This window comes from Candidatus Latescibacterota bacterium, from assembly GCA_019038625.1.
Classification (GTDB): Bacteria; Krumholzibacteriota; Krumholzibacteriia; order Krumholzibacteriales; family Krumholzibacteriaceae; genus JAGLYV01.
On the sequence record JAHOYU010000104.1, the window covers coordinates 1 to 24281 of the forward strand.

A 24281-nucleotide genomic window follows, 5' to 3' on the forward strand; every position below is an offset into this window, starting at 1 on the left:
CATCGCTGGATCTCGGGCTCTTTGTCCGTCATTTTTCCCTCCTTTACTGAACTCCGATATTAGCATATCATCTGTCCAGTTCCAAAGGGGGACGGTATACGATCACCTGCATCAGGTATCGTTTGCCCCAGACATAGTGGCTCTCGCGGTCGACAAAGTCCCGCCGCGTCACGCGATCCTGCGCCCGTATATTCTTCTGATGCTTTTTGATCCAGTCAAGCTTGGAGATGGCGAATACGCGGATACTCTCCATGCTCATATGCGATGGGGCCGAGATACGCACACGGCCTGTCGGAGGATGGATACTGAGACGAACTCTCTTAACCCTCTTCAGAACCACATCTATCACAATGTCGGTCAATGTGATCTGTTCTGCCATCAATACTCACCCTGCACCTTTACGGTCAGGAAGATCCGCTCCACCTCGTCCTCATCCTGCGGGATTTTGTACAGGGCAGTATTTCAGAATGTTAGTGCACAATTGGCTAACCGCCGACAATAACCAGCGCCGATAAAAGGGTTGAAATTTAGGAAAAGTAACAACTTTCTTACGGTCCAGGCAATGAAAGCCGCACAATATTAGGCGTCTGCGTTCATTGCCATTGTTATGCATTATCATATCACAGGTAATTCTATTATTACTTTTGTTAACCAAGGCGTGAATTCGTCAGATTTGCCAATATTTCTTTTTAAAGGCATGCTGCCGATGGCTATTTTTCCTGAATGCTTTTCGACTATCTGTTTTGTGTTAAATAATCCTATGCCTAATCCGGATTTGTCAAACATCGCAGCTTGACTACCCCTGTACCCTTTTTGGAAGATGCGCCTAACTTCAAAATCTTCAATAGGAAGGCCCACATTTTCAATTTCTATTTGTACGCATCCTTTCTTTCTAAATGGATTTATAACCACTGTAGAATATATGCTTTTTGCCACTTTGAAGGTATACTTTATTGCATTATGGAATATGTTCATAAATGATAAAGAAAGCGCTTGATCGTATCCATCCGATAAGGAAAACATCGAATCCTTATGGTTTTTAAGTATTAGTTTAATATCTCGCCGCTTTGCATAGTAATCAATATTTTCCATTGTTCTCTTCAACATACTTATTATATTTACATTTCCTGGTGGCTCTTCGGTATCGTATTCTTGTGATAAAGGGGGGGAATCTTTGTCAATTTCTCCTTTATTTAGTTTTATTATCTCCGCCATCCTCATTACACCAATATGCCAATCCGGATATAGCATTATGGGTGCAATTTTCTTGAGTTGGGGTTGTGTGGGATCAGAATCGTCCAGTTGTCCGCGAATTATTTGCCCTCCTGCATGTTTCTTTTCTATAATTCTTAAGGCCTCGTTAATTTCATATTTTGCGTATCTGCCATTATGAACAAAGTCTCTTGAAACAAGAGCAATTATTGTATCAACCTCCCTCAGTCCCCTTGCAACATATAAAGGCCAATCTTTCTTGCCATATGACTTTTCTACGTCAATCCAAACTGAAAATCCTATATTTTCCAGATCTGATTTGAGTTTTAGTGCACTATTTTCATTTTCTCTTGCGTACGAGATAAAAAGCTCGCTTCTCATTCTTTTACCTAGTTTTTCTTTTGCTTAACGTTGGCTTCACCTGCAAGCGTGGCTGGCGCGGCCTGTGCGCCAGCACAAGACGTGACAGGCGCGATTGTCAGTGTGCAAGCTCTTGTTATGTGTAATTCTATATTCCGCTGTCTGCTTCTCAAAGCTAATTCCGTGACATCTGGCTGTAGTGATCGGAATACCCCGTCTTCTCAAACACCAAACACAGACCTTCCTTGAAGGAATCGTAATCAAATTCTTTCAGATCAAATATGTTCTGCCCCAACGAATGTGACTCACGATTAACGTAGCGACAGAACGCCTGGTACTTGGTGTCCTGTAGTTCAGGCATCTGGAATACGTTGTTCAGGTCTTTCCTCTTTACGAAGTTGAAGAAGTACTCAACGATGTTTCTCATACAATTGGCAAGCAAGGCAGGTGGTTGGCTGGAATCGTTGACGACCTCCCAATACGACTGGTAGTCGTTCTGAATTTCTTCGTACTTCATATCCAGTATCTGACTGCCTACGGAATTCTTCACGATACGGAACAATTTCTGCGTACTCTTTCGCCGTTCGTGATTCGGGTCTGTCAACTCGTAGAAGAAATACAAACTATGCGTTAGAACAAAGACCTGTGTGAAGCGCCTAGACTGAAAGAACAGGCGTTTAATGAGCTGTCCCACATTGAAAATGTAGATATGGGACAGGCTAGAAATCGGATCATCAATCACAGCTATACGTTGCGTCGCGGTATCATCCGCACTGAGTCGGCCCACGCAGAGCTCGCAGAAATAGAGAAAGCTGATGATCATCTTTTCGCCTTCGCTCAGGGTATGGAAAGCATCATCAGTTTGGCTGGAACGCACTATTCGGTACAGCCTGTCTGAGTGTTTGCTAATTCTGAAGTCTTCAATTCCGAGATCAAGTAATCCGGCATTGATGTTCTCTATTGCCTGATCAATGTTTACGGTCTCTTTCTGAACTGCCGATATGATCTTCTTCTGCGCACCAATATGATTCTCAAGCACTACTGTTTCTTTTTCCAGAACTCCCGTCTTGCTCTGTGCGTCTTCGCTATCCTGCGAGTACCGCGATATCGTCTGGTCGTACTGCCATCGCATCAACTGCCAGAACTGGACTTTCAACGCTTCCAAGGATGCGTCTCTGTCAGCAATCTTCGCGTTGTGCTTCCGAATGCGAACGTTGACGCGATCCATTGCATCATTGAATGCATCGAATGCAGGCATGGAATCATCTAGCGTTGTTCCTGTACGCGGGTTCTTGAGTTTGTCCTGAATCCTCCGGGCATTACCTTCAAGCAACTGAACGCAATCACTATAAAGCTTCTCTATCTCTGCTTTGGATTCCGCTGCAAATACGTGGGTGGTGTATTCCGAAGCACTGGGCAAGCTTTCGATTGCAGCGCGGTACGCTGTTTCGAGGCCGACAAGAGTTGATACGGCCTCCATATATTCTTGGTCAAAATACTCCGTGATGTTTTCAACTAGCACCGAAGTGATTGTGCGCTCCTGGCAGAACGGGCACAGGCTGCCTTGGCCGTCTATTTCCGCTGGCAGATATTCGAGTCCCTCCTTCACCCAGTCCGAGTTCTCAAGCTCCTTGATTAGATCTGCTACAACACTGTCATCGTTGCCGACGATTGCTTTGCTGAGCAGCGTATGTGACTCTACAGAGCGTTGAGAAAACGTGAGTTTTGGGAGCTCATCTAGAGGCAGAGCGGCTGTGTCCTGCAGGGTCTCGACATCCTTCTTCAGTTTAGGGATGTCTACACTGGGCTCGTCGTTGGGTTTCGCGAGTGACAAGACATGGGAGAAGAGTTTTCCCTTTTGGCCTTTGAGGCCGTCCAGACAGTACTCAAGCACTCGATCGCCGCCGCAATAATTGGTCTTGATCTTCCAGATCTCATCTACGGCGTTCTGCTTCTGTCTATCAAAGTCGTCTTGGGCTTTAGCCTTCTCTTCTTGCTTCTTGAGAATGGATTGCTCAAGACCGTCTAGTTGTGTCTGGGCCAAGGATATCTTTTCCTCTGCCGCTTTGTTCTCTTTGGAGAGACTGAATATTCCCTTTAGGCTATCTGCTTCGTAGAAATGTTCTCGAATGAACGACTGATTATATACGAGAATGGCGTTCGTCGATTCGGGATTTATTTTGCAGTCCCCGAATCTCGGGGCGTCCGGTTTGTAAAGGAAGTCAGAGACTATTGATTTGCCGGTTCCGTTCAGTCCATAGATCAGATTGACTTTCTTGTCAGTTGTGAGAGAGGTCAGCGCTTTATAACTTGCGACCTTCGACATTTGTATCTCTGCAATCACAAATGCTCCTCCATTGATTCAGAACACATAACGACTAAAATCACCTGTTTTTGTGGAGCGCAGCGGAATAAAAGTCAGGTGCATTTTATTGTTATACAATTCACGTTTAGGCACTCAACCTTCTCAAATATCTATGATTTCGTCATCCTCAAACCACCCTGCATTCTTCAAGTGGGTGGTTACCTTCTCCTTTTCGACTGTGTACGCCACGATGGCCAGGCTGTTTTTGGTCCGACTGCATGTGACATAGAATAGTCGTCGTGTCCTGTCGACAGCTGTTTCTTTCCCATCTGCGAGATTCCTCTGATCAGTTGATGTTGGTTCTTTCGCTCCGAATAGCTTGTCGTAGCTAAACATAAATCCGCGAGCTTCGTTATCGTCCAAAATCACCATCACACGCGGATACTCCAATCCTTTGATTCCCTGATGGGTCCCAAATGGAGATTCATCCGAGATATATTGGACATAGGATTTCAGTTGGCTAAATGGAGCGGTAAGAGCCTTGTCCCATGCATCAATGCTTGGATCGTGGGCAGATTCAGCGGGATCATCAGCATCACTCTCATCTTCTGCTGAATCCGGTCGAGATATGACAGGTGCAAATACGTCAGGTATGGCAAGCAGCCCGATAGCCGCAATTGCTTTCAGAACAGCTATCAGGGATGGATCGTTGTCGTCGTCCCACAGGGTAAAGAGCGATCTTACAGTATCGTCGGCTTTGTGGATCTCATCCATTGGCGATTTGCTGAGTTTCAGTGTGTCAGCGGATACAAGCGGGGATTTCTTGACAATTCGCGCAACAGCAAATCTATCCGCTGATTGCAGTGCCGTTACCAGAGGAAGCACCTTCTGCGCGAAAAACGGAATACCGCTTAATGTTCCATCAAGCAATCCGGTCTTGAACTTTGCAACTTGATAGAGCGGTTCGAAGAAGTCACTAAACCCACCTCGCCTCGCGGCCATGTGATGCTCAAGCGTGAGTGTCTTCACTTCTCTATTCTCTCCAAACCACTGATTGTCTGATGTGACTTCAGCCATCCTTCTGGCAATCTCTGATTCGACAGCGGTCTTGTTGGTCTCATCACCATCTTGCACAAGGAACAGTCGGACAAATCCCTCTGAAGCATCTTCTCTTGGCTCCTGTGCTTGCCCATCTGCTTCGGCTCTGATCGTGTTGATGAGCCTTACGATGCGCTTTGGGCATCTATGGTTGATAGTAATAGCAGGCTTTGCCCAGTCATCTGGAATTGCTTTCGCGATACCCGTTTTCCCGTCTGAATATATTCGCTGCATTTCATCCCCGAAGAGAGCCAAACAGAATTCCTTTGAATGCTCTTGCTGAACGGCAAGAAACGCATCGATCAAATCCTTCTGGGTGTCTTGAACTTCGTCAACAAGCAGGATCGGATACTTGCGAATCAGAATTCGCTGCATCAGCAGCTTATCTGCAAGAAACGCAGTCGAAATACAGATGACTTCTGTGTGATTCAGTGAGTTCTTGCCGATGTTGTCGCCATTCGGATTGTAAGCGAAGTACTTGATTGTATCGAGACGAGCCAACCGCGCCTTCTTCTTCTCGATCTGTACAACACGATCAGCAGAAGCCTTACCAGCTCTGCCCTTTCGCTGCTTTTCTTCGAGGTCGCTGATTTGGGTTGTCAGATTGTGATCGAGCCACTCGCGAATATCGTCATGATATGATCGAATCAGTTCCCAAGCAAAGCTGTGAATAGTGGATATTGAGAATATCGGATCGTAATAGGTTCGGTGCTTGATCTCATCACATGCAGCATTCGTATACGTGATGACGCCAACATTCCGACCGGAAAGACGGAAAGACTGGCCATGCTTCTCGCGAAACTTCTTCATTGCTTCAACAACGGCGCGCGTCTTCCCAGACCCGGCACCGGCAAACAGGAATAAACTCCTGGGATTATCCAGACTGAGACAGTTCGCCATGACATCGGCGAGCTCAGTGGTCTGCGCGGCAGGATCAGGCATTCTTGGCCTCCGTTGTTGCGGAGGCCAGGAAATCCTGTTTTCTTTCAGCCAGTTTGACTTCCAGCCATTCAAGCCCTTCAGCAATGTAGGCTGGAGGCTTCAACTCGCTTGGCTCGGTAAGATAGAGCAATTCCAAAGCCATCCCGGCTTTACTCCCTGCCCCTAAGCTGTTGAACATCTCATTTGCGGCTTCGGGCAAAGTGGGTTTATCAAGGGCTTCTGCAAGCTTCTTCAGTAGGCCTGTGGGGGCCGAATATCCCCGGAACAATTCCAGATTGGTCAGAGCCAACGAATCTTCAAACGTGTACGGAATGGTTTCTTCTTCAGTAGAGTCATACTTGTACTTGAGCATTATCGGACATTGATAAGCTACCCTGATCTGCTCATTGTCAGACTGCTTGTCATCGTTGGAACAATCCAGGATTTCATCCAGCGATTGCTTCTTGGGAAGCCATTTCTTAAGTGTGGCATTGCCAGTTCGATACTTCTTGCCCCGTTCGGGAAATATCTTTGCAGTGCCGGTCTCACCGATTGAATCCAAATCCGTGATCACAAGCGAAAGAAGGCCCAGTGTTGCAAGGAGTGGTTTCAAGCGGTGTGCGTGACTGCCGCCAATCTCAAGCAAGGAGATATAGCTTTGATCCAGCTTCTTGAATCCATTCTTTATGAAATGCGGAACCAGCATTCGTTCCGCCGATCCTTCGACAAGAATGGCCGCATCAGCAAAGAATAGATCACAATGCGTCGACTTGATGTAGCGTGTCGCAAATTTCGATGTCTCTGAAGTACTCCCGAACGTCTTGGAGAGATTCACAACAGTCGCGGAAGGTATCTCTCCTTTCTGCGCTGCGGGTTTGCGCCGAAAATAGCGCAAGCACGTAAAATCCAACTCGTGCGCTATATGCGATGAATGCGTGCTGACAATCATCTGAGTATTGAGCTGAGGCCCTGCGAGTTTTGCATGGTTGCGCAGCACCGCATAAGCCCTCTTGATAAATACCTGCTGAACCTGCGCGTGCAGGTGAGCTTCCGGCTCTTCAATGAGAACAATGTGAAGCGGCTCGATAATGGTCTCATCACCGCTCTGCTTTCTTGCCGCTTTGCCAACCCGCATCCATTCGTCCCTGAACCGAATCAGGCTGAATACCATGGAGATAAGGTTCTGATACCCCAACCCGTTATACTGTTCCGGTAGCGACAAGGCGGCGGTGTCGACACCTTCGGGCAGAACATCAAACTGAACGGCGGCCTTGTGGTCCAAGGTGTCAACAGCACGGAGTTCGCTGGTCAGAGAAATACGCGGGTCGCTGAAACCCGGATAGTTCAAGCCCTCAAGTTCGCCAATTGCAGGCTTGAAACTTGTTCTTAGCTTCTCGTCAAATATCGCCTTTGCCTCTTCGATGGCTTCCAGGGCTTCAATATCGCTGGCATCTGGAGAGTCTGAAGGATTCAAATGCTTGGTGAAATATTGCCGGAGCTGAGTGGACAAGCTCGCAAATGTGCCCCGTGACTCATCTTCAGTGGTGGGATCTGAGAATCCCCTTTGGGCCGTGATAACGTCAATCTTGAAGAGACCGTCAAATGGGTCCCGGTCCATCGGTTCACTGTCAGCAGGAAGCGGCTGGGGTCTAGCCACTCCTTTCTCTGGATCACAGCATTTCGCAGGGTCCAGGATGTACGCCTTTACCTCAAACTGTTCTCGAAGAGTCCTGTCCAGGAAATTGCGCATTGATCCCGGCCATAAGGATAATCTGCGCTTCCCTTTTGATGAATCGGATGGTTCGGTGTCTCGGGCCGCTTGATAGGCATCGCGAAAGTCTTTGTACAGCTTTTCAATGTTAATAGGGGCGAATACCAGCCGGACACCGAGTTTCTGCTTAGGTGTCCAGTCAAGTGTTGGGAGCAGATGAATAACATGGTGGATATCCGCATCAGCGGCATTAAGCCAGATATCGATGGATGGCAAATACGGCAGCCATTGTGCGAGGGTAAGGTCTGGCAAAGTGTCGTCGTCTGCACTTACCCAATGTGTGCCGATTTGATTGATCTGCGACCAATTCGACAGAGTGAAGTCCGTGGTTGCGATATTGTTGCGACGGTGCTTCTTGAGGAACAGACTCATCGAATCTATCGCGGAGGTCTTGCCGCTATTATTCGCGCCGACCAGAATCGTTTCCTGTGAAGCAATTTCTACCCTGCAGGATTTGAGTTTGCGGAAGTTCTGGATCTCAACAAAATCAATGTTCATGTGGTTACCTCGGTTTCCCCGTGTCGCATTGGGAAATAGCCTTATTTGTATAACGGTTGACATAACCGGCCCGCTGAAAGCGGGTCCGGTTCATGGAGTTGTTAGGCGGCATGATCGTTCATGCGTCTTCCGCCATCTGATCGGCCCATGGGAAGCGTCTCTGCTTCCTTTCTTCAAGGAACTCAGCTACCACTAGATCAACACCTTCCTCGAATAGAAATTGCCGGACCGGACGTTCACTTGCTGCCATCGCCTCTTCCTTGGATACGGAAACCACCTCCACACCAGGGCTGAACTCTTGTAGAACGGATACGACACGATCAACAATTTCTAGGTTCTGCTCGCCATGGATGACGTAAAGCACACCGCAACGCGACTGGTTCCGCCATTTTGCCAGATATTGATTAGCCGGCCAGCCCACAACATTAGTATTGAATCCATGCGTTGCGAGTCCTTTCGCGATATCTTGAGCTGCATCCCACGCCTCATCGACTGTATCCATCCCCGCCACCTCAATCATGAATTCTCCGTTTTCCGTAAATGTGACTTGTTCGGCTTCGACGGCAGCTATTCTGGAGTCACGAACTTCCTGATCTGATGCTTCTTCGGGTACAGAACCAACTCTAGAAATCAGCCTTTCCATCTGTTGCTCTACCGCATCTATGCGAGCGACTTCAGCATTTGACCGAATTGCGACGCTCGAGCGCAGGTTCGCGAGTTCCGCGGGCACATCTGATCCAACAAGTTCTATTTTATTCGTCATCGCGCGAACATATGTTCCTACATCAACTGTAGTTCCGAACTCGGTGGGCGGGTAAAGGACGTAGGGTCTAAACCAAAGTATCAGAAAGAAAGCAATAGCGACCACGCTGGGAAACGCGATCGCGAAAACAGTCAATGCGACTTGGACATTTCCAGTCGCTTGGGTGACTGCTATACCTGTGACAACCTCCGTCAGCGATAGGAAAAGAGAGATCACCCAAAGGGGTGTCATTTTATTGTCTTTGCGTGTTTCTGCCATTCCCCCTCCTTACCTAGTGCCGCCTAACGTTGCTAATCAGCCGCGCGGTTTTTTGCGTCGGCTGAATTAGTTTTGTTAGGCCCTTAGATTATTCCCCATTCCTGAGCATGGTAAAGATAGGAAAACTCACTTCCTCTTAAGGCTGCTCTTTTTTTATTAAATTCACTTACTAGATAATGTCCCACTTCAATTGCACCCACCAAGGTCAGACCTGGTATTGTCCATTCAAGTGGAAGATCAGCAATTTTCGTCGCTTGGTCTGCAACTAATCCAGCCGTTCCCCATAAGGTAGGGGATTTGACATTTACAATTGTTTTTAAACAACCTGTGGCTGTCTCAATACCAGATTCTTTCATTAATTCAGTCAGTTCACTTACACCTAATTCTATATTTTCTTTAAAACCAGCTAAAACTTGGTTTACTATGTTTTTGTTTTCCGAATCGGATAAATCTCTATGAAATTGATCAAGGCTTGAACGAAAATTTAACAATGCCATCCTATTTTTGTTGTTTTCTTTGAAATCTAATATATCCGCGATAGAAACATCTTCGCGAGGAATTGGAAGGCTGTTTTTGAATTTGACATCCAAACACGAGAATCCTTCATTTAAGCTTGGAGACTTGAATACCAATCCTTCATAAATGTTAAGATTTGTTCCAGGCATAGTGTGATTAATATCAATATCAGCTAAGTATTTTGCTAATAAGGCCATATATAAAAGACCTGTATTATTTTCGAAACGGTACCACTCCCCCTCACCTTCCCATTTTTTTGCTAAACCATTTCTCTGGAGCCAATCAAAAAGTCGATTAGATACCTTGTCATGATGTATTTTTGAATTATAAAAACGCTTTTTGTTTTTTGGAACCAATTTTTTAAATGATTCGGATTTCACAATTATTTTAATTTCTTCAAAAAATTCGTCATGTTTTTCAAAATGGTTTTCTAATTTAAGAAAATTATCTGGAGGAATTGGCCTGAAAACATTCTTATCAAAAAGATATTCTATGTCAGGAGAATAGGGTATTACTGGCTTCGTTTTGTCGGTTTCATAATCATATTTTAATGGTACAATAGATGCCAACTCATCCCAATACAACAATGCTTGCTTGAGCCATGACCCTTCAGGAAGTGCTATAGTGGGATAATAAAGAATCGTTCGATTAATCTTGGTCTTATCTTTTCCTATCATTTTATCCTCCCTTGAGGAGTTTTCTCAATTCAACTTGCCTAACACACTCTTAGGCTGCTTGAAGTTATATTTATCAAATCACTCATATACATCTATGAATCCGATTGTATGTCCTTAATGCGTCCCTTGGTTGCTTGGAAAGCAAATAGTATCACAATGATAGTGTTTTTTCACTACTTAAATTTGATTTAATGCGAAGTGTCAAATATAGTTTACGCCAGCATTGGCGGTAAGAATCCTTGCAGTTAGTGCAGGATAAGTCCATAGACAGTAGTATTTGTGAACCGAGACAGGGTATGGCAATTTGCCTTCTACTTTATATTGAGAGAGGGGGAAATGCCATCAGCCTCGTCGCGAGATTCCGCAGCACGCAACACTTCAACAAGAGCAAGGAGGGGGATTTATCAGTCTCATCGCGAGATTCCGCAGCGCACCATCTGTAAAGCTGAATATTGAAAGATGTTCGTGGCGCGCGAGGACTGCTTGAGCAGAAAGGCAAGATCCCATGCCCTGGCGAGGCTACCGTACCCGCACCCTGTACACAACCCTGCCCTCTTCCCCCGGAGCAAGACTGAACGGCGCCTGCCTTGAGAGCAACACCCGAAGCGTAGATGTCCCCGCATCGAACATCCCCTCATCGGCATCGAGCGGATCAGCAGTGAGATAGAAGCTGATGCCACTGCGTACCCATTCGATATCGTTGCCAGGGCCGAAGGCATCGGGTACAAGTTCAACGGCTGGGGAGACAGGATCGATGATAACTATCTCCAGGACATCATCGAGTCCCGGATTGGAGAATATGATCGTATAGGTCACGATATCGCCCGGACGCGCAGTAACCAAGTCGACTTCTTTAACGAGATTGAGTATACCGCTCGAACTGGACAGCACAGTCAGCTGATCGGTGACCGAGGCGGCCGTCGTGATAGCTGTACCCGAAAGTGTCTGGTACAGGGTTATTACTGCCATTCCCGTAGTCCCCGCTGGTACGGTCGCGGGAACGAAGATCCTGACGATTACGGTAACCATATCCTGTCCCGGAACAGCCGGATCGAGGTCGAGGTCTGCCGAAGTGAGCAGCACGTCTCCCACATCGAAGAGTCCGTCACCATTAACATCTCTGTACCACACATCGGCCCATCCGGCGGGCAGTGATATCCCGACCGAAGCCTGTCCGGCAGTACCTGCTGTTATCATGTGTGGAAGATCGATGAATCCCCCCGCGGGGCCGTTACGGACGAGCGAAGGAGCGATCACCGAGATCATAACGTCTGCAAAATCTATAAACACAGTATCCCCGGCCGCAAGAACACCAGCCGAGACAGTATCTGGACTGAGGCTGATCATCCCGGAAGGGGTCGTTGAAATCACGTCACGAAGCAGGCCTGCCGGGATCTCGAAAAGATATGACCCATCGGCGCCGGTTGCCATATTGTACGGAGTCGATGGATCGGTCACTGTCACATTCACTCCCGGCCATCCTGGTTCTCCAACATCGTAGACACCGTCATGGTCCGCATCATCAAAGACACGCCCCACGATAAAGGCCGAAGTGATAACTTCCAGCTCGACGCTGTCCTCGAGGTCACGTGAAAGAGCCCTTCCATCGAGGATCAGGTTTGTCCTTGCCGCGGCCGTAGCCGGTATCGAGACTCTTACCGTATAGGCGATGGAATTTCCCGGATCGATGACCGGAGTCTCAAAAGGCGACGCGTGGTCGACCAGACCGTCAAAGATCATCACGGAGCCCACCGGCCATCCAGCCGGATCGTTCCATGTCACTTCGAACGAGTCTGGCGCGCCGCCCCTGTTAAAAACTTCAAGGATCGCGGTGACCATAGTGGCCGGCGATCCGAAGATCATTGCCGTTCCTCCGCCACCTGACCCTGCGGGCGCGGTCACGAGCGCCCCGTCGCCATCGATGACCAGATCGACCTGCGGAGGCGGATCGATATGTACGTTCGCTATTATACTTTCGACATTGGTCGGATCGACTGTAGAAATAACATCTATTATATATGCGTAGTCGGATGGCAGGGCGCTCTCGGGAATCGTTACCTGGAACGAATAAAGTCCCGAAGTCCCACCCGCGATCACAGGTGTGGTCCACGGTGAACTATTACCCGCAAGAAGGGCCATCCATCCCGGAACGCTGTTCCAGTTCAAAGTATACGCCTCCGGGTCGCCACTCTCGTTCTGAAGTTCGACGGTGAAGACGATAGTCCTGCCGCCGATGGTGGCCTGAAGCGAGCTTCCCCCGTCACCAAGGCCAGGTGTACCGAAGATATCATCACCATTGCCGTCGATCAGAGCATCGACAAGATACTGATAGCTTACGACCACCCGTCCCAGGACACTGTCGACGAAATATCGTTTATTCGATTTCATGCCGTCGACGATGATGTCGAATGTGCCCCCGGTGCAAGTCAGGGGAACGATGACCTGGAGAATGAAATCGCCTGCCGAGCAGTTCGTCGGAGAAAGTCCCCCGTCGAACAACACTGTCCACCCCGCAGGGGTGTTCCACTCGATATCGAAGGTATTCGCCCCACCCTCGTTCTCCACGGTCACGAGGAAATTGATCGTGTCGCCCGGGTTGGCCAGCGCCAGCGAACTTCCTCCAAGCCCCGTTCCAAGAGGCCCGTATGTATCTGCTCCGTTCCCGTCTATCATCAGGTCGGTCTCGTTCCCCGACGCGACCGATATGCCGGCCGTCACACTTTCACTTATCCTGCTGTCGGTCATCGAGACAGCATCGAGTATCGATACAAATGTGTTGAATGCGGCATTCCCGGGAATCGTGACCGCGAGTGTATAATTGACCTGCGAACTCACACCCAACTCAGGAGTAGTCCATGGGAAAGCGTGATCTGTCGTCCCGTCATTTATAACCGCGGACCAGCCTCCGGTCGGTTGGGTCCAGTCAAGGGTGAATGAATCTGGGATGGAGCCCTCATTCTGGAGAATGATCGGGAAAATTACCGTATTGGACTGCTGCCCCGATATGGTGGAGCTGCCACCGAGACCGGCGCCTGTAAGATCGATGATATCGTCTCCGCTTCCGGCGATGACTATATCGACTTTCGGAGCTATGACACGTGTGACCGCGGTCACACCATCTTTTCTCAAGGTATCAGAGATCGACGATGCGTAGACGAGCGTCTCGTAATCCCCTCCCGACATCGAAAGCGGAATAATCGTTCTCAGAGTAAACGAGGCCGTACCACCAGGACTCAGCGCCGCTGTGGTGAACATCCCCGTGTAGGTAGCAGCACCATAAACGATCTCGGCTGTCAGAGGCGTTTCAGGAGAGAACCATACCCTGAACGAGTCGGTGACTATCCCTGAGTTCATCAATTCCACATCATATTCCACTGTCGCGCCGACTCCTGACTGAAGGAATGAGATGCCTCCGCCTCCATCGGGGTCGATCACTCCAAATCCATTCGCGTCTATCGCAAGATCTGTCAGATAATCAGACGGCACTACATTCGTCACGAGCGATACGCTGTCGAACCTCAGTCCGAATGAAGTCGATACTGCATCGAGTATCGTCGTATATCCAGCGACTGATTCACCCGCAGGAATGGTCAGACTGACCGTCGCCTGTATCGACGCTCCTGAAGGTATCGAGGGGGTCGTCCAGGGCAGCGGATAATCTGTGCCGCCGTAATTCAGCACGGCGATCCAGCCGGCGGGGAGTGAAACGGATAGGGTGTAGGAGTCGACATCGAGACTTTCGTTCTCGACATCTATCAGGTAGGACACCGTTTCACCCGCCTCGCCACTGCTGGAAGAACTGCCTCCGCCTCCCGTACCGGGATCCGCGAAGAGGTCGTCACCATTACCGTCGACGATCAGGTCGACATATTTCGAATAGATCAGAGACACGTCATCGATGAATGTCCACGTCTCGAAAAGATTGTCGTAAGTGTTTTCCTGCCGGAAATGGATCCTGACAGTCTGTCCGGCCCATGGCGACATATCGAAGCCGCCAGGCCCGATCCAGCCGCTGTCCTTGAACTGATTGTTCCATTCGTCGAATGAGAAATTGACCACGGTCGCGAGAACATTGTCCGAGAGATCTCGCACTTCCACTATGAACGGATCGTAGTTGACTCCATCGTACCCCTGCTGCCTGAATCTAAAGAAGAGACTGGCTGCAGAGACGTTGGCAGGGATGGTCACGTCATGATACATGAAACCATGCCTGTTCCGGCGCTGGGTAGTGTACTTGAATCCAAGCAGGGCCGAGTAATTACCCGCGTACGGCAGATCGAGCGCGACCATGTGGTCGGCCCAGCTGTCGTTTGTGCCTCCATTGTTATTACCGCCACTATGGACCCACTCGGAAGTGAAGCTGCCTGTCTCGAAAGTACCGCCAACTATCAGTTCGCCGGCGGACAGGGCGCCTGGAACAAGCGCGCAGACAAACGCGGCAAGGAGTATCGCCAGCGTGCTCACCTTCTGGAACATCCCCGTAAATTTATTTTCATTTCTTTTTGTCATCTTCATTCCTGTGCTCTTCAATCATGGAAATGCTCAAGTATCTTCTCGTTAAATTTCATCTTCATCCCGAAGTGGAATCCACTACGGTTAAAATCGTTTATCGGTGCATCGGCGTCCCTGTGTCCGCCGAAATCGTATCCGCAACCTACCCAGACGTTCTCCGCTACGACCCGCCCGAGCTGCAGTCCGCCACCGAACCGGACCGTGCCGGTCTCGCTCTGGTGTACTATCCTCGAGGCAAAGGTGACATCCCACTTGCTGCCTATCTTCCTTATCGCCTGAAGCTGATAGAGGAAACTGGCGGTGGAGGCCGTATAAGATTTAAAGGTGTTCTTCACCCACCTGCCCCCCAGCTTACCTTCAAGTTCCCAGCTTCTGCCGAGCAGATAGTTTGCTTCGGTCATTATCATCAGATTCTTGTCGACAGCGCCGGGGTGAGCCGGGCTGTTCTTTTCATACGTGGTCTTCATCAGAGAGAACAGGGTCAGAGGCCCGGCGTCCTTCGGCCTGAATGAAAGACCCAGCGTTCCATTACCCTTTACCCTGTCGAGTTCGAGTTCCTCGTTCGAGTACCAGAGATCACCCTTCAAAAGTCCCGCCCATCGCATTCCTATCCTTCTCAGGCCCGCGAGGCCGAGGAGATGCTTTATCCTGTCCGGCTCGAACCTGACCTCGTAATCACCCTTCAGCTTGTAGAGATTTTCTTTCGGCGTATAGATCCATCCGGTCGCGAGCGCTGTGAAATCATCCGTAGCGACTCCCGTAACGGTGGAGGTCTTCTCGGCGGTAAATGTTCCGCTTAGATCCTTGCCCAGCCTGAACCTGTTTTTGAGTCCCATGACGGCCTGGCCGCGTTCTCCACTGACCGCGCCTTCCATCCTGTATCGCGAGTACATATTCAGATCATCTGTCAGGTTCGATTCGACACCGAGTTGTGTCAGATGTCTCGCCCCCGAACGTCTGCCGCTTCTGTATTCATGTTTGAACGTTCCGCTGATATGTCTCCACAACTTCTGCGACAGCCTCGCCTGGATGCGGTTCGGATATTCGTCGACTTCCTCACCGGCTACTTTCTGGTCGACCTGAAGCTCGGCCTTCGTCCCGTCCTTTTCATATGCTACCGACCCGAGCCACAGCGCGGATGTCTGGCTGCCGTCGCGGTCGTCACTGTGAGAGGCCCCTGCAAAACCTGTGCTGGCCGAGAACTCTTTCGACCTGCGCACTCCACGGATATCCAGGTATCTCTTCTCTTCACTCAATTCCCGGAAATCGTGCATGAACGTCCTCATGACGATCGAATATTCCTTGCTCAGTCCCCAGTCGAGATCGATGCCGGTCTTCATGCTGCCAAGTTCCGTCTTCCCGCCTGTGAACGACGGGTTAAAGAAATCACTGTCTATATTCCTGTAATATGTATTCCATTTGACGCCGCAGCTGTGCCTGCCGAGCAGCCTTATCCTGAAGGCGTCACCGCTGCCGAGCAGGAACTTTTTGCTGTGAGCATACTCACTCTCTATCGACACTCCTGGCAGGAGTCGCCCTGAAAGATCGATGCCGATAATAGACGATGTCTCGCTTCCCTCTTCCTCGAGTATCACCGTAGCTCCGGTCTTCAGGCTGTCGGTCAGGTCGAATGACGAACGTATCCCGTATATGAAATTCACATCCTCTATATCCCGGCACTCGTAGCTGATCACTATCATAACGGGATTGAGATCCATGTCGACAGAGGCGACCGGCTCCTTGAACAGTATTGAACCGTCCATATAGTTGATGTCGTAATCCCTGCCGTACTGCTTGTAGTCCACACGGACGATTGTTTCCGGCCTGTAACGGTCCCTCACCTCTATCCGGATCTTTTCGCTGTTCTGAATAAGTGGATAATGACCGAGGAAATAGAAGCCGCTTGTGCCGTCGGCCCTGATCTCTTCCTGGAAGGTCGCCTGGTCGGTCCTGGTCACGAATGACTTTACTTCACCCTTCGAGTGTCTGAACTCTCCCCTCAGCCCGTTGAAGGTCCTGTTGTAATTTGTGAATTCCCCGCCGCCGAGCGCGGTCTCGTAATCACCGAACATCGCGCTGTATTTCCTGTGATCCATCTTTATATAGGTCCCGCTTCTCGACGCGGAATTGAACTTCAGTTCGCTGGCATCCCCGTAGACGGGATATGGTTTTTCGGGGTCTATCCGGCCAAGAAGCCTGTCCTCGCGAACGGGCCTCGAATCGATCGACAGGGTCATCAGGTGTCCCGTTGCCACTTCGCCCTGACCGTAGAGAGAGAACTTTCCTTCCACGTAGAGCCCGTCGTGATGGCGGACTGCCGACCGGTCGGTGCTTCCCGTTCCGGAAAGGCTGCTGTATCCAAGATCACCCTCGCCGTAACCGAAGAGGAACCAGTCTCTCATGGGCGAGTCGTATGATATGCCACATGTCGCTGAAAGATCGTCTATGTTGACGCTTATTTTTTCCCGGCGTGGATCCCTCGACGGCGGCAGTTCGAGTCTCACTCTTCCGTCCTTCGTTCCGGCCTGCACTCCCTGCTGATGCGGATTGACATCCAGCCCGGAGATCAACTCGTCAGGCCCGGTCACGTTCACAAAGAGGCCGTCTCTGACAGGAAGTCCCGACTTGTCGTTGACCAGGAATACGATCTCAGGCGAGCTTGTACCATCGGCCTGCACCCGGACCTTCTCTCTCTCGGCAACTATGCCTGCGGGGCGGCCCGACAGATAGACATGGCGCACACAGACGTTCTTTTCTCCGTGGCTCCTGCAGACGACAAGGATATCGTTTCTTCCCTCGACGATCTTCACATCGTAGAAGATATAGCCGATAGTGCCATTACCGACATCTATCTGCTTTTGCCCGATCTTTTCCCTTCCGACCGGGATATTGTTTACATATAACTCGACCGATGATGCAAGCGGAGACAGCACCTCAATATCTATCTTGTCTCGCATGGTGAATATATGACCCTCATCGGGGCCTACTATCTCCGCACAGATGCCTGCATCGTCGGCGAGTGAATAAGTCTTTTCCGTCGTGTCCGGCCGGCTCAGGATCGATGGGATATCGGGATCGCCCTGATCATATCCTTCGGGAGGATTGACCTTGATCTCGACACGCCGGTTTGCTGCGCGACCCTCTTCTGTATCGTTGGATGCGATCGGGCTCCTTGAGCCGTACCCCATGTAATCCATTATCTTGTCGTCTATCCCGTTCATCCTGAGGACCTGAAAGACGGACCTCGCCCTTGCGAGACTCAGTTCGAAATTCGAAGGATATTCCGCAGTGTTTATCGGGACATTATCCGAATGGCCCGAGATCGAGATCGTCCAGTCGGGATGTTCCATGATCCAGAGGCCCAGAGCGGCGACTTCTCTGATCGGGATCTCTTCGAGGATCGCTCCTCCCGGCTCGAAATGGCTGCTCGGGAAAGTGATCGCTCTGTATCCGTCGAAATCTGTGGCGTCGGACTCCTGTGGGTCGTCGGCGGCTACTTCGTCATCCAGCGCAGAACTATCCGCGGCAGAACTGCCCGCGGCATCGCTGCCACCCGGAAGCTGGCCACCCGTATTGTTCAACGCACTGCCGGCAACCACCGGACCCGAGCCTTCGATGGCGGCGAAGGAATCGCCCCCTGTCTGTCGCGTAACAGACCGAAGAGGGAAATCGACCCGGCGATTACCTGACGGTGCAAGATCTATAAGATACTCTCCACTGATCCCGAATCCGAAATAGCCGGCCTCGCCGGTCTCCAGAGAATCGGGTAGTGTCTTGGGATCTACTCTGAGTACATGCCTGCCTTCCAGGACGGAAGGTATCGAATATGAACCTGTGGAATCTGTCACAGCGTACGTACCGTTCTCCATGAATACGGAGACTCCGCGCACACCTCTCTCTTTCGCTGAAGGGATACCGTTATTATCGGTATCGAGGAAGACTCTCCCGAACAGAAGGCCCTTCCTCGAAAATATTCCTTCGATTATCCTGATCGACGCCACAGCAGGACCGTCCGATGTCCTCTCACCGAGAGTGGAGACACCGAACACCCATGCCATGCTGACGATCTCGTCACGTTCCTGCCCGGCCTTTACAGCGGCCCTGAAGATCACTTCCTTCTTTTCGCCCGGGCCGAGCGAACCGAGTTCCCACCGGAATGTATTGCCGTTTATCTCCGGCTCCTCGCTTCCCCCTGCGTAGCCCAGTCCCGCTGAGACGCTCTCGACCAGCATGATGCTGTCGACTGTCGTCTCTTCGGTCATGTTTTCGATAGTGACGATATAACTCAGTATGTCGCCGACCATGGCATTCGGTTCCCTGATCGACTGCTTCACCGAAAGAAGAGGCATGTCGCTCTTCACCAGCACATCACGGACACCGTTTCTCGACGATGGATCCACCAACGATCTCGATTCGATAGCGAACTCAAGCTCGCGCCCCTGGAAAGAGCGGAATCTCTCCGGCGAGGCGCTGAGCCTGAGTCCCACCGTTCTCGACCCGCCGCTTTCCACCGGGCCGATATCGGCAATGAACCTTGTGTCGTGATCGAGAGGACTGCCGGATCCATCGACGAACTCTAAATCCCAATCGCCGGGAATGACCGTTGAATCCGCAAGCACGACCTGCACTGTGTCGATGAAATTGCTGGTACTCCTGACCTCGTGCCAGAAAGTACATGTCGTGTCTGTGGCACCGAGCGCGATCACTATCCTGTCCTCGAGGCTTCCCTCCTCGGCGTCGGGATTGCCGAGGGGCCCCATGAGCAGGCTGCTGACCTGCAGGACAATGACAGTGATCTCGTTCGAATCGAGGGTGTAGAGCTGAGCATCCCCGCCGGTATATTCGGTGGATGCAGCATTGAAGATATCTCCCCACTCGTGGTCGTCACTGACTCTCACCGCAAAGGAGAAGAACCCGTCAGCTCCCGGCGCCATAGTGGCGAGGCTCAGACGGATGCCTTTCACCCTTTCCGCCGGAGGGGCGATCTCCACCCAGGCCTGTAGATCGATATCGAAATACTCCACCAGGCCAGTCAGCGATGAGAGGAACGATCCGGTGACATACTCAGTGCCTTGCCCCATACCTGTATAGTCGATAAAGTCAGTGATGACTATATCGGAGGCCGCACGTTCACCGGCATTCTCAAAGTTCAATGTCCAGGTGACGATCTCGCCTGGTGGCACATCGGGCCTGTCAGACTCGATCTGGAGCGAGACTCTTGCTTCATCCCGGGTGACGATGCGGACTACGTTGTCCCTGTCGACGAGTGAAGTATCACCGGCCGACCTTGCCGTAAGATCGAGATGAGCCGTCTCTCCACCAGTCAGGCCGGGAGGCAGCCCGGCTGAAAGGATGAGAGAGACAGTCTCCGCGATCTCAAGCGGGCCGACCTCGGTCACTACATTCTCCCCGATATCTATCTCCCCGTCCGAGTCGACGTCGAGATAGACCATCACGTTTTCTGGAATGAAGCCTGAGGGTGAGATAATATCTATGGTCAAAGCGAAGATGTCCCCGGCATTGCCGGTGTTTCCCAGTGTGAACGGGAATGTCACCGTCTCCCCGGAAAATGCCGTCTCCTCCGCCGCGGGGGCAAGTGCGGTGCCGTCGGGCAGAAGGATCGGGCCGAATACGGGGATAACGCCTGTGGACACTTCGTTGGAATATGCGATGTAATGGTTGCCGGACGTCTCATACGACACCATCGATCTTGCTGTGATCGATGTTCCGGCTGGAGTGCTCTGCGCGTAGGCGGGCGCGACAGAAAAAACCGGTATCAGGACGAGCAGGAGCATAAGGATCGCTCCCATCCCGGATATCCGGTCTTTACAAATATTATTCAAAACTACTTTTTCCACGGCGCCGCCTCGCAACATGGATACAACAACTACGTCTCTTCAATATTTTCAGCCCACAGGCGGGGGGACAATGCCCCCCGCCCATGGTGTATCAACTATTCAGCTATGATCCTGACGATGAATCCGACACCGTCACCAGTACTGTCTCCGCCAGCCAGCGTACCGGTCAGGGTCCACCTGACGTTGGTCACGTTGGCATCGAAGTTTACGGGGGCTCCGCCGCCACCGCTTACCGGTACATGGACCCAGGTCGTGCCATTATCATCGGAGTATTCGATGTTGATGGCAGTGATGCCTACAGCGAAAGTACCTATGACTGCTGATCCTACGCGGTACTGTGTCCACGCGGGAATGGCGTCGTAGAGAACGATCGTCGAGAGATCACCCGTACCTACGTTAGCGTAATCCGTTCTGTAGGTAAGTTCGACACCCGGAGCCTGGTTGCCCACCGGAGTGACAAACTTGGTCAGAACGAGATTGCCGGCCACGATAGTCGTGACGTCTGTAGCCGTATCGACTGCTCCGAATGCGCTGCCAGTGACAGTGATCACACCGGTCTCGACCGTACCCATGGCGACTCCGCCGGGGATCGAGATCTGTACGATGATGTCCTGGGTGGCGCCTGAGACCAGTACGACCGAGGCGATCGGATTGTTGGCCAGATCGAAATACGCGTAGCTCCATGCGTTGGAACTTACAGCGCTGAGCAGGAACGTCTCGTCGACGTTACCTGTGTTAGTCACGGTGTGCTGATAACGGACCGTTCCGCCAGCTGTCGCTGTTCCGTTACGATCAGGAACGATGGTAACTGAGGGGGCATTGTTTATGGTTACCGTGTTCGCGATCTCATCGAAAATAGCGGGGTTGCTGGCTGAAGTAGCCCTGAAGGTGGTGCCGTTAACACCCGGGACCTCGCCTGCTGGTACATCGACACGCGCTATGAGGTGAACCTCTACGCCTGCCAGGACCGGACCGATAGCCGCTATCGGAGTGAGTTCCGGAACGTCCAGCACACCATTGTCGTTTGTATCTTCATAATAGGTGACGGTCCAGCCTGCGGGGAATGTGGCCGACAGCGCGAAGTTGTCGGTCGATCCACCGGAGTTGATCACGTCGAGAGGGAAGTCCACGGACAGGCCGGGGTCGGTATTGATATTCACGACCGCGTTGTTCGTTCCGGGAACTCCATCGTAGTTACCTATATCGAGAGCAGCGGGGCTTACCGCAGTGATCTCGTCATTGGTCTGGTTGAATACCGTGGGGTCGTTCGCTGAGATAGCGTTCACGACCGCATTGTATGGTCCACCCGCAACGGCCGTACCGGGGACAGCTATCCTCACGATAAAGTCTGCCGTGTTGCCGGGGTTGATCGTACCGACATCGACGATGCCGTCAGCGCCCGAATCGGAAAGGGGCGTGACACCGTCCATGCGGTAGAACTGTACCGTCCATCCGCCAGGGATCGTCGAGGCGCCGTCGAGCTGAATATTGATCTCATCAGCAGCGTTGCCATCGTTGCGAACGGTATTGATAAAGTCTACTGTCGAGTTCGCGTATGCGAGGGCGACAGCCTGAAGGTCGTCGTTGTACAACGGGGGCGTACCGGCTCCCGGAGTACCGTTCGGGCCGACGAGTACGACAGCGAGGCCGTTTACGTTGACCTGGTTGTTGTTCGTCGTGACGATAGTCGGATCCGGGGTGCCGGGGTTGTTGTCGACAAACGCGACATCGGCACTGTTGTTGACTATCCCGGAAGGCATCGTCAAAGGCACGGTAACATCATAGGTAAGGCTGTACGCCTGACCGACTACGAGGTCGCCGTTCATGATATATGCGACACCGATGTCGCCGGCAGCTGCCGAGGTCGACCATGCCCAGGTCTCCGGTGATCCGGCTGTCGGGCTTCCTGTGGGCAGGTATAATACCGTTCCACCTGCGGGAGCTCCAGCGGGGGCTCCGGCCAGTGCCAGCGGAAGGCCGCTTGAAGGATCGATCGGAATGATGTCATAAACGAGAACGCCTGTAAGGCCGACCGTAGCTACGGTCACACCGTTAGCGTCCTGCGTACCAACGTTCGAACCTGTCACCGAGTAGGTGATAGTGTTGCCAGGATCGACATTCGCCGGAAGGCCTGAAAGAGCAGCTGTAAGCGAAGCATCCGACACTACTGTAGTCAGGTGATAATTACGCGTATCTATCTGGGCTCCGTCGCCGACAGAAGTCGCCTGCAGTCCCACATACGCCAGTTCGCCGGCCGCGGCCGTCGGGGGCACCTGGTAGGATACGAGCAGGTTGACCGTCGTCCCCGGATTTACGGGGCCGAGGTTGCCGGGTACGCCGCCTGCGGAAATGGCTGGCTCTCCGCCATCGAGCACGCCGTTACCGTTCAGGTCGTGATAGATCGTAATATCGCCGAGGCCGATGACCATCGACGAGCTTACCGCGTCCAGAAGCGGTTCGATCGTAAAGTCATCAGCGTCGTTTCCCGTGTTGGTCAGGTTGTAACTGAAATATACAGTCTGACCGGGAATCGCGGTCTGTGAAAGGGCCGGAGTCACTGGCGGGGTCTCGCCAGAGTCGTCCGGAAGCACCGACACGCCGTACACTGGAAGTACGATCGTGGTGACTTCATTTGAAGTCGTGGTGTAGGTATTGCCGACTGCATCCTGGAACGTGGCCGAGGCCTGGTTCCTGATGGTCGTGCCGGCTGGTGTCTGTGCCTGCGCGGTCGCTGCTGTCAGCGTCAACGCAAGCACCAGGACTGGTAAGGCCAGCCCCATGAACTTTTTCAGCGTCATTGCCGATCACCATCCTTCTGCCCTCTTTGGAGGGCATTCCATCTAATTAAACTCCCCTGCATCGGGGCACTAAATACCAGAATCAGGAATTTCGGCCGTCTACTTTACCTGCACGCGGTAAGAGACTTTGATTTCCTGCCCTGCGTCCAGCGAACCATCGATCGACCACTTGATATGAGTGATCATTTCGGGTCGGGCGACCTTCATCTCTACGGTGCCGTCCTTTCGAACGACCTCGTACATCACCGGCGCCTGGTGATACGTCTCACCGTCGTCGATGCTGAAAATGGTGCTCATCCCTTTGATGTCGCTTGCAGTTTTCTCAAGATAAACCGTGCCGGAAGGAACCGGGCCCACGAGGCCGATCCCGGACGCGGAAGAATCACCGGTATTGCTGTACCGGAGCGTGTACTCTACCATGTCCTTTGGATATACCTGTTCAGCCGACACTGCGATCTCACGGTTTTCCTCATCCATGACGATGCGGTGTGCTACCATCTCACCACTGAGAACCGGGCCCTCAGCAAATGCGGATGTCGCTCCCGCGGCCATGATTATGAGAAAAATCGCAGCCGAAAGACTCCGTCTCATCTATCTGTCCTCCTTTTTCCATTCCTCCAGCCTGATGGGTCCACAAAGTGGTTGTCGAGGCAGACTACCTGGAGGCTATGGTTAATGAATCGCGGCCCGGATTTCACAGGCCGCTGTAACTCCTACGAGCAGCCGAGAGCGCA

At 51.5% G+C, this 24281-nt stretch carries 11 protein-coding genes; all 11 read right to left on the reverse strand.

Annotated elements, in window-relative coordinates:
* Positions 1 to 67 precede the first annotated feature (67 nt).
* The 11 genes from KOO63_07685 to KOO63_07735 all read right to left on the reverse strand — a co-directional run bounded on the left by KOO63_07685 (position 68) and on the right by KOO63_07735 (position 24138).
* A complete protein-coding gene (locus tag KOO63_07685) occupies positions 68 to 379 on the reverse strand; it encodes a M48 family metallopeptidase (GenBank protein MBU8921687.1) in 312 nt (103 codons plus the stop codon).
* 236 nt (positions 380 to 615) lie between these two features.
* Positions 616 to 1593, reverse strand: coding sequence for a TIR domain-containing protein (locus KOO63_07690; GenBank protein MBU8921688.1), 978 nt, complete (start codon positions 1591 to 1593; stop codon positions 616 to 618).
* Between the two features lie 154 nt (positions 1594 to 1747).
* Positions 1748 to 3916 carry an AAA family ATPase gene (locus tag KOO63_07695; protein ID MBU8921689.1) on the reverse strand — a complete coding sequence of 723 codons (2169 nt, stop codon included), beginning with the start codon at positions 3914 to 3916 and terminating at the stop codon, positions 1748 to 1750.
* Between the two features lie 123 nt (positions 3917 to 4039).
* Positions 4040 to 5917 carry an AAA family ATPase gene (locus tag KOO63_07700; GenBank protein MBU8921690.1) on the reverse strand — a complete coding sequence of 626 codons (1878 nt, stop codon included), beginning with the start codon at positions 5915 to 5917 and terminating at the stop codon, positions 4040 to 4042.
* On the reverse strand, positions 5910 to 8165 hold the full coding sequence (locus tag KOO63_07705) for an AAA family ATPase (GenBank protein ID MBU8921691.1): 2256 nt from the start codon (positions 8163 to 8165) through the stop codon (positions 5910 to 5912). The genes KOO63_07700 and KOO63_07705 overlap by 8 nt, the downstream gene beginning before the upstream one ends.
* A gap of 118 nt (positions 8166 to 8283) precedes the next feature.
* Positions 8284 to 9186, reverse strand: coding sequence for a hypothetical protein (locus KOO63_07710; protein ID MBU8921692.1), 903 nt, complete (start codon positions 9184 to 9186; stop codon positions 8284 to 8286).
* Positions 9187 to 9269: 83 nt separating this feature from the next.
* Positions 9270 to 10379 carry a hypothetical protein gene (locus KOO63_07715; protein MBU8921693.1) on the reverse strand — a complete coding sequence of 370 codons (1110 nt, stop codon included), beginning with the start codon at positions 10377 to 10379 and terminating at the stop codon, positions 9270 to 9272.
* Positions 10380 to 10898: 519 nt separating this feature from the next.
* On the reverse strand, positions 10899 to 14894 hold the full coding sequence (locus tag KOO63_07720; GenBank protein ID MBU8921694.1) for a DUF11 domain-containing protein: 3996 nt from the start codon (positions 14892 to 14894) through the stop codon (positions 10899 to 10901).
* A gap of 11 nt (positions 14895 to 14905) precedes the next feature.
* Positions 14906 to 20734 carry an OmpA family protein gene (locus KOO63_07725; protein MBU8921695.1) on the reverse strand — a complete coding sequence of 1943 codons (5829 nt, stop codon included), beginning with the start codon at positions 20732 to 20734 and terminating at the stop codon, positions 14906 to 14908.
* A gap of 110 nt (positions 20735 to 20844) precedes the next feature.
* Positions 20845 to 23547 carry a hypothetical protein gene (locus KOO63_07730; GenBank protein MBU8921696.1) on the reverse strand — a complete coding sequence of 901 codons (2703 nt, stop codon included), beginning with the start codon at positions 23545 to 23547 and terminating at the stop codon, positions 20845 to 20847.
* Between the two features lie 99 nt (positions 23548 to 23646).
* The gene (locus KOO63_07735; GenBank protein ID MBU8921697.1) at positions 23647 to 24138 is read right to left on the reverse strand and encodes a DUF11 domain-containing protein; all 492 of its coding nucleotides are present in this window, start codon (positions 24136 to 24138) and stop codon (positions 23647 to 23649) included.
* Positions 24139 to 24281 lie beyond the last annotated feature (143 nt).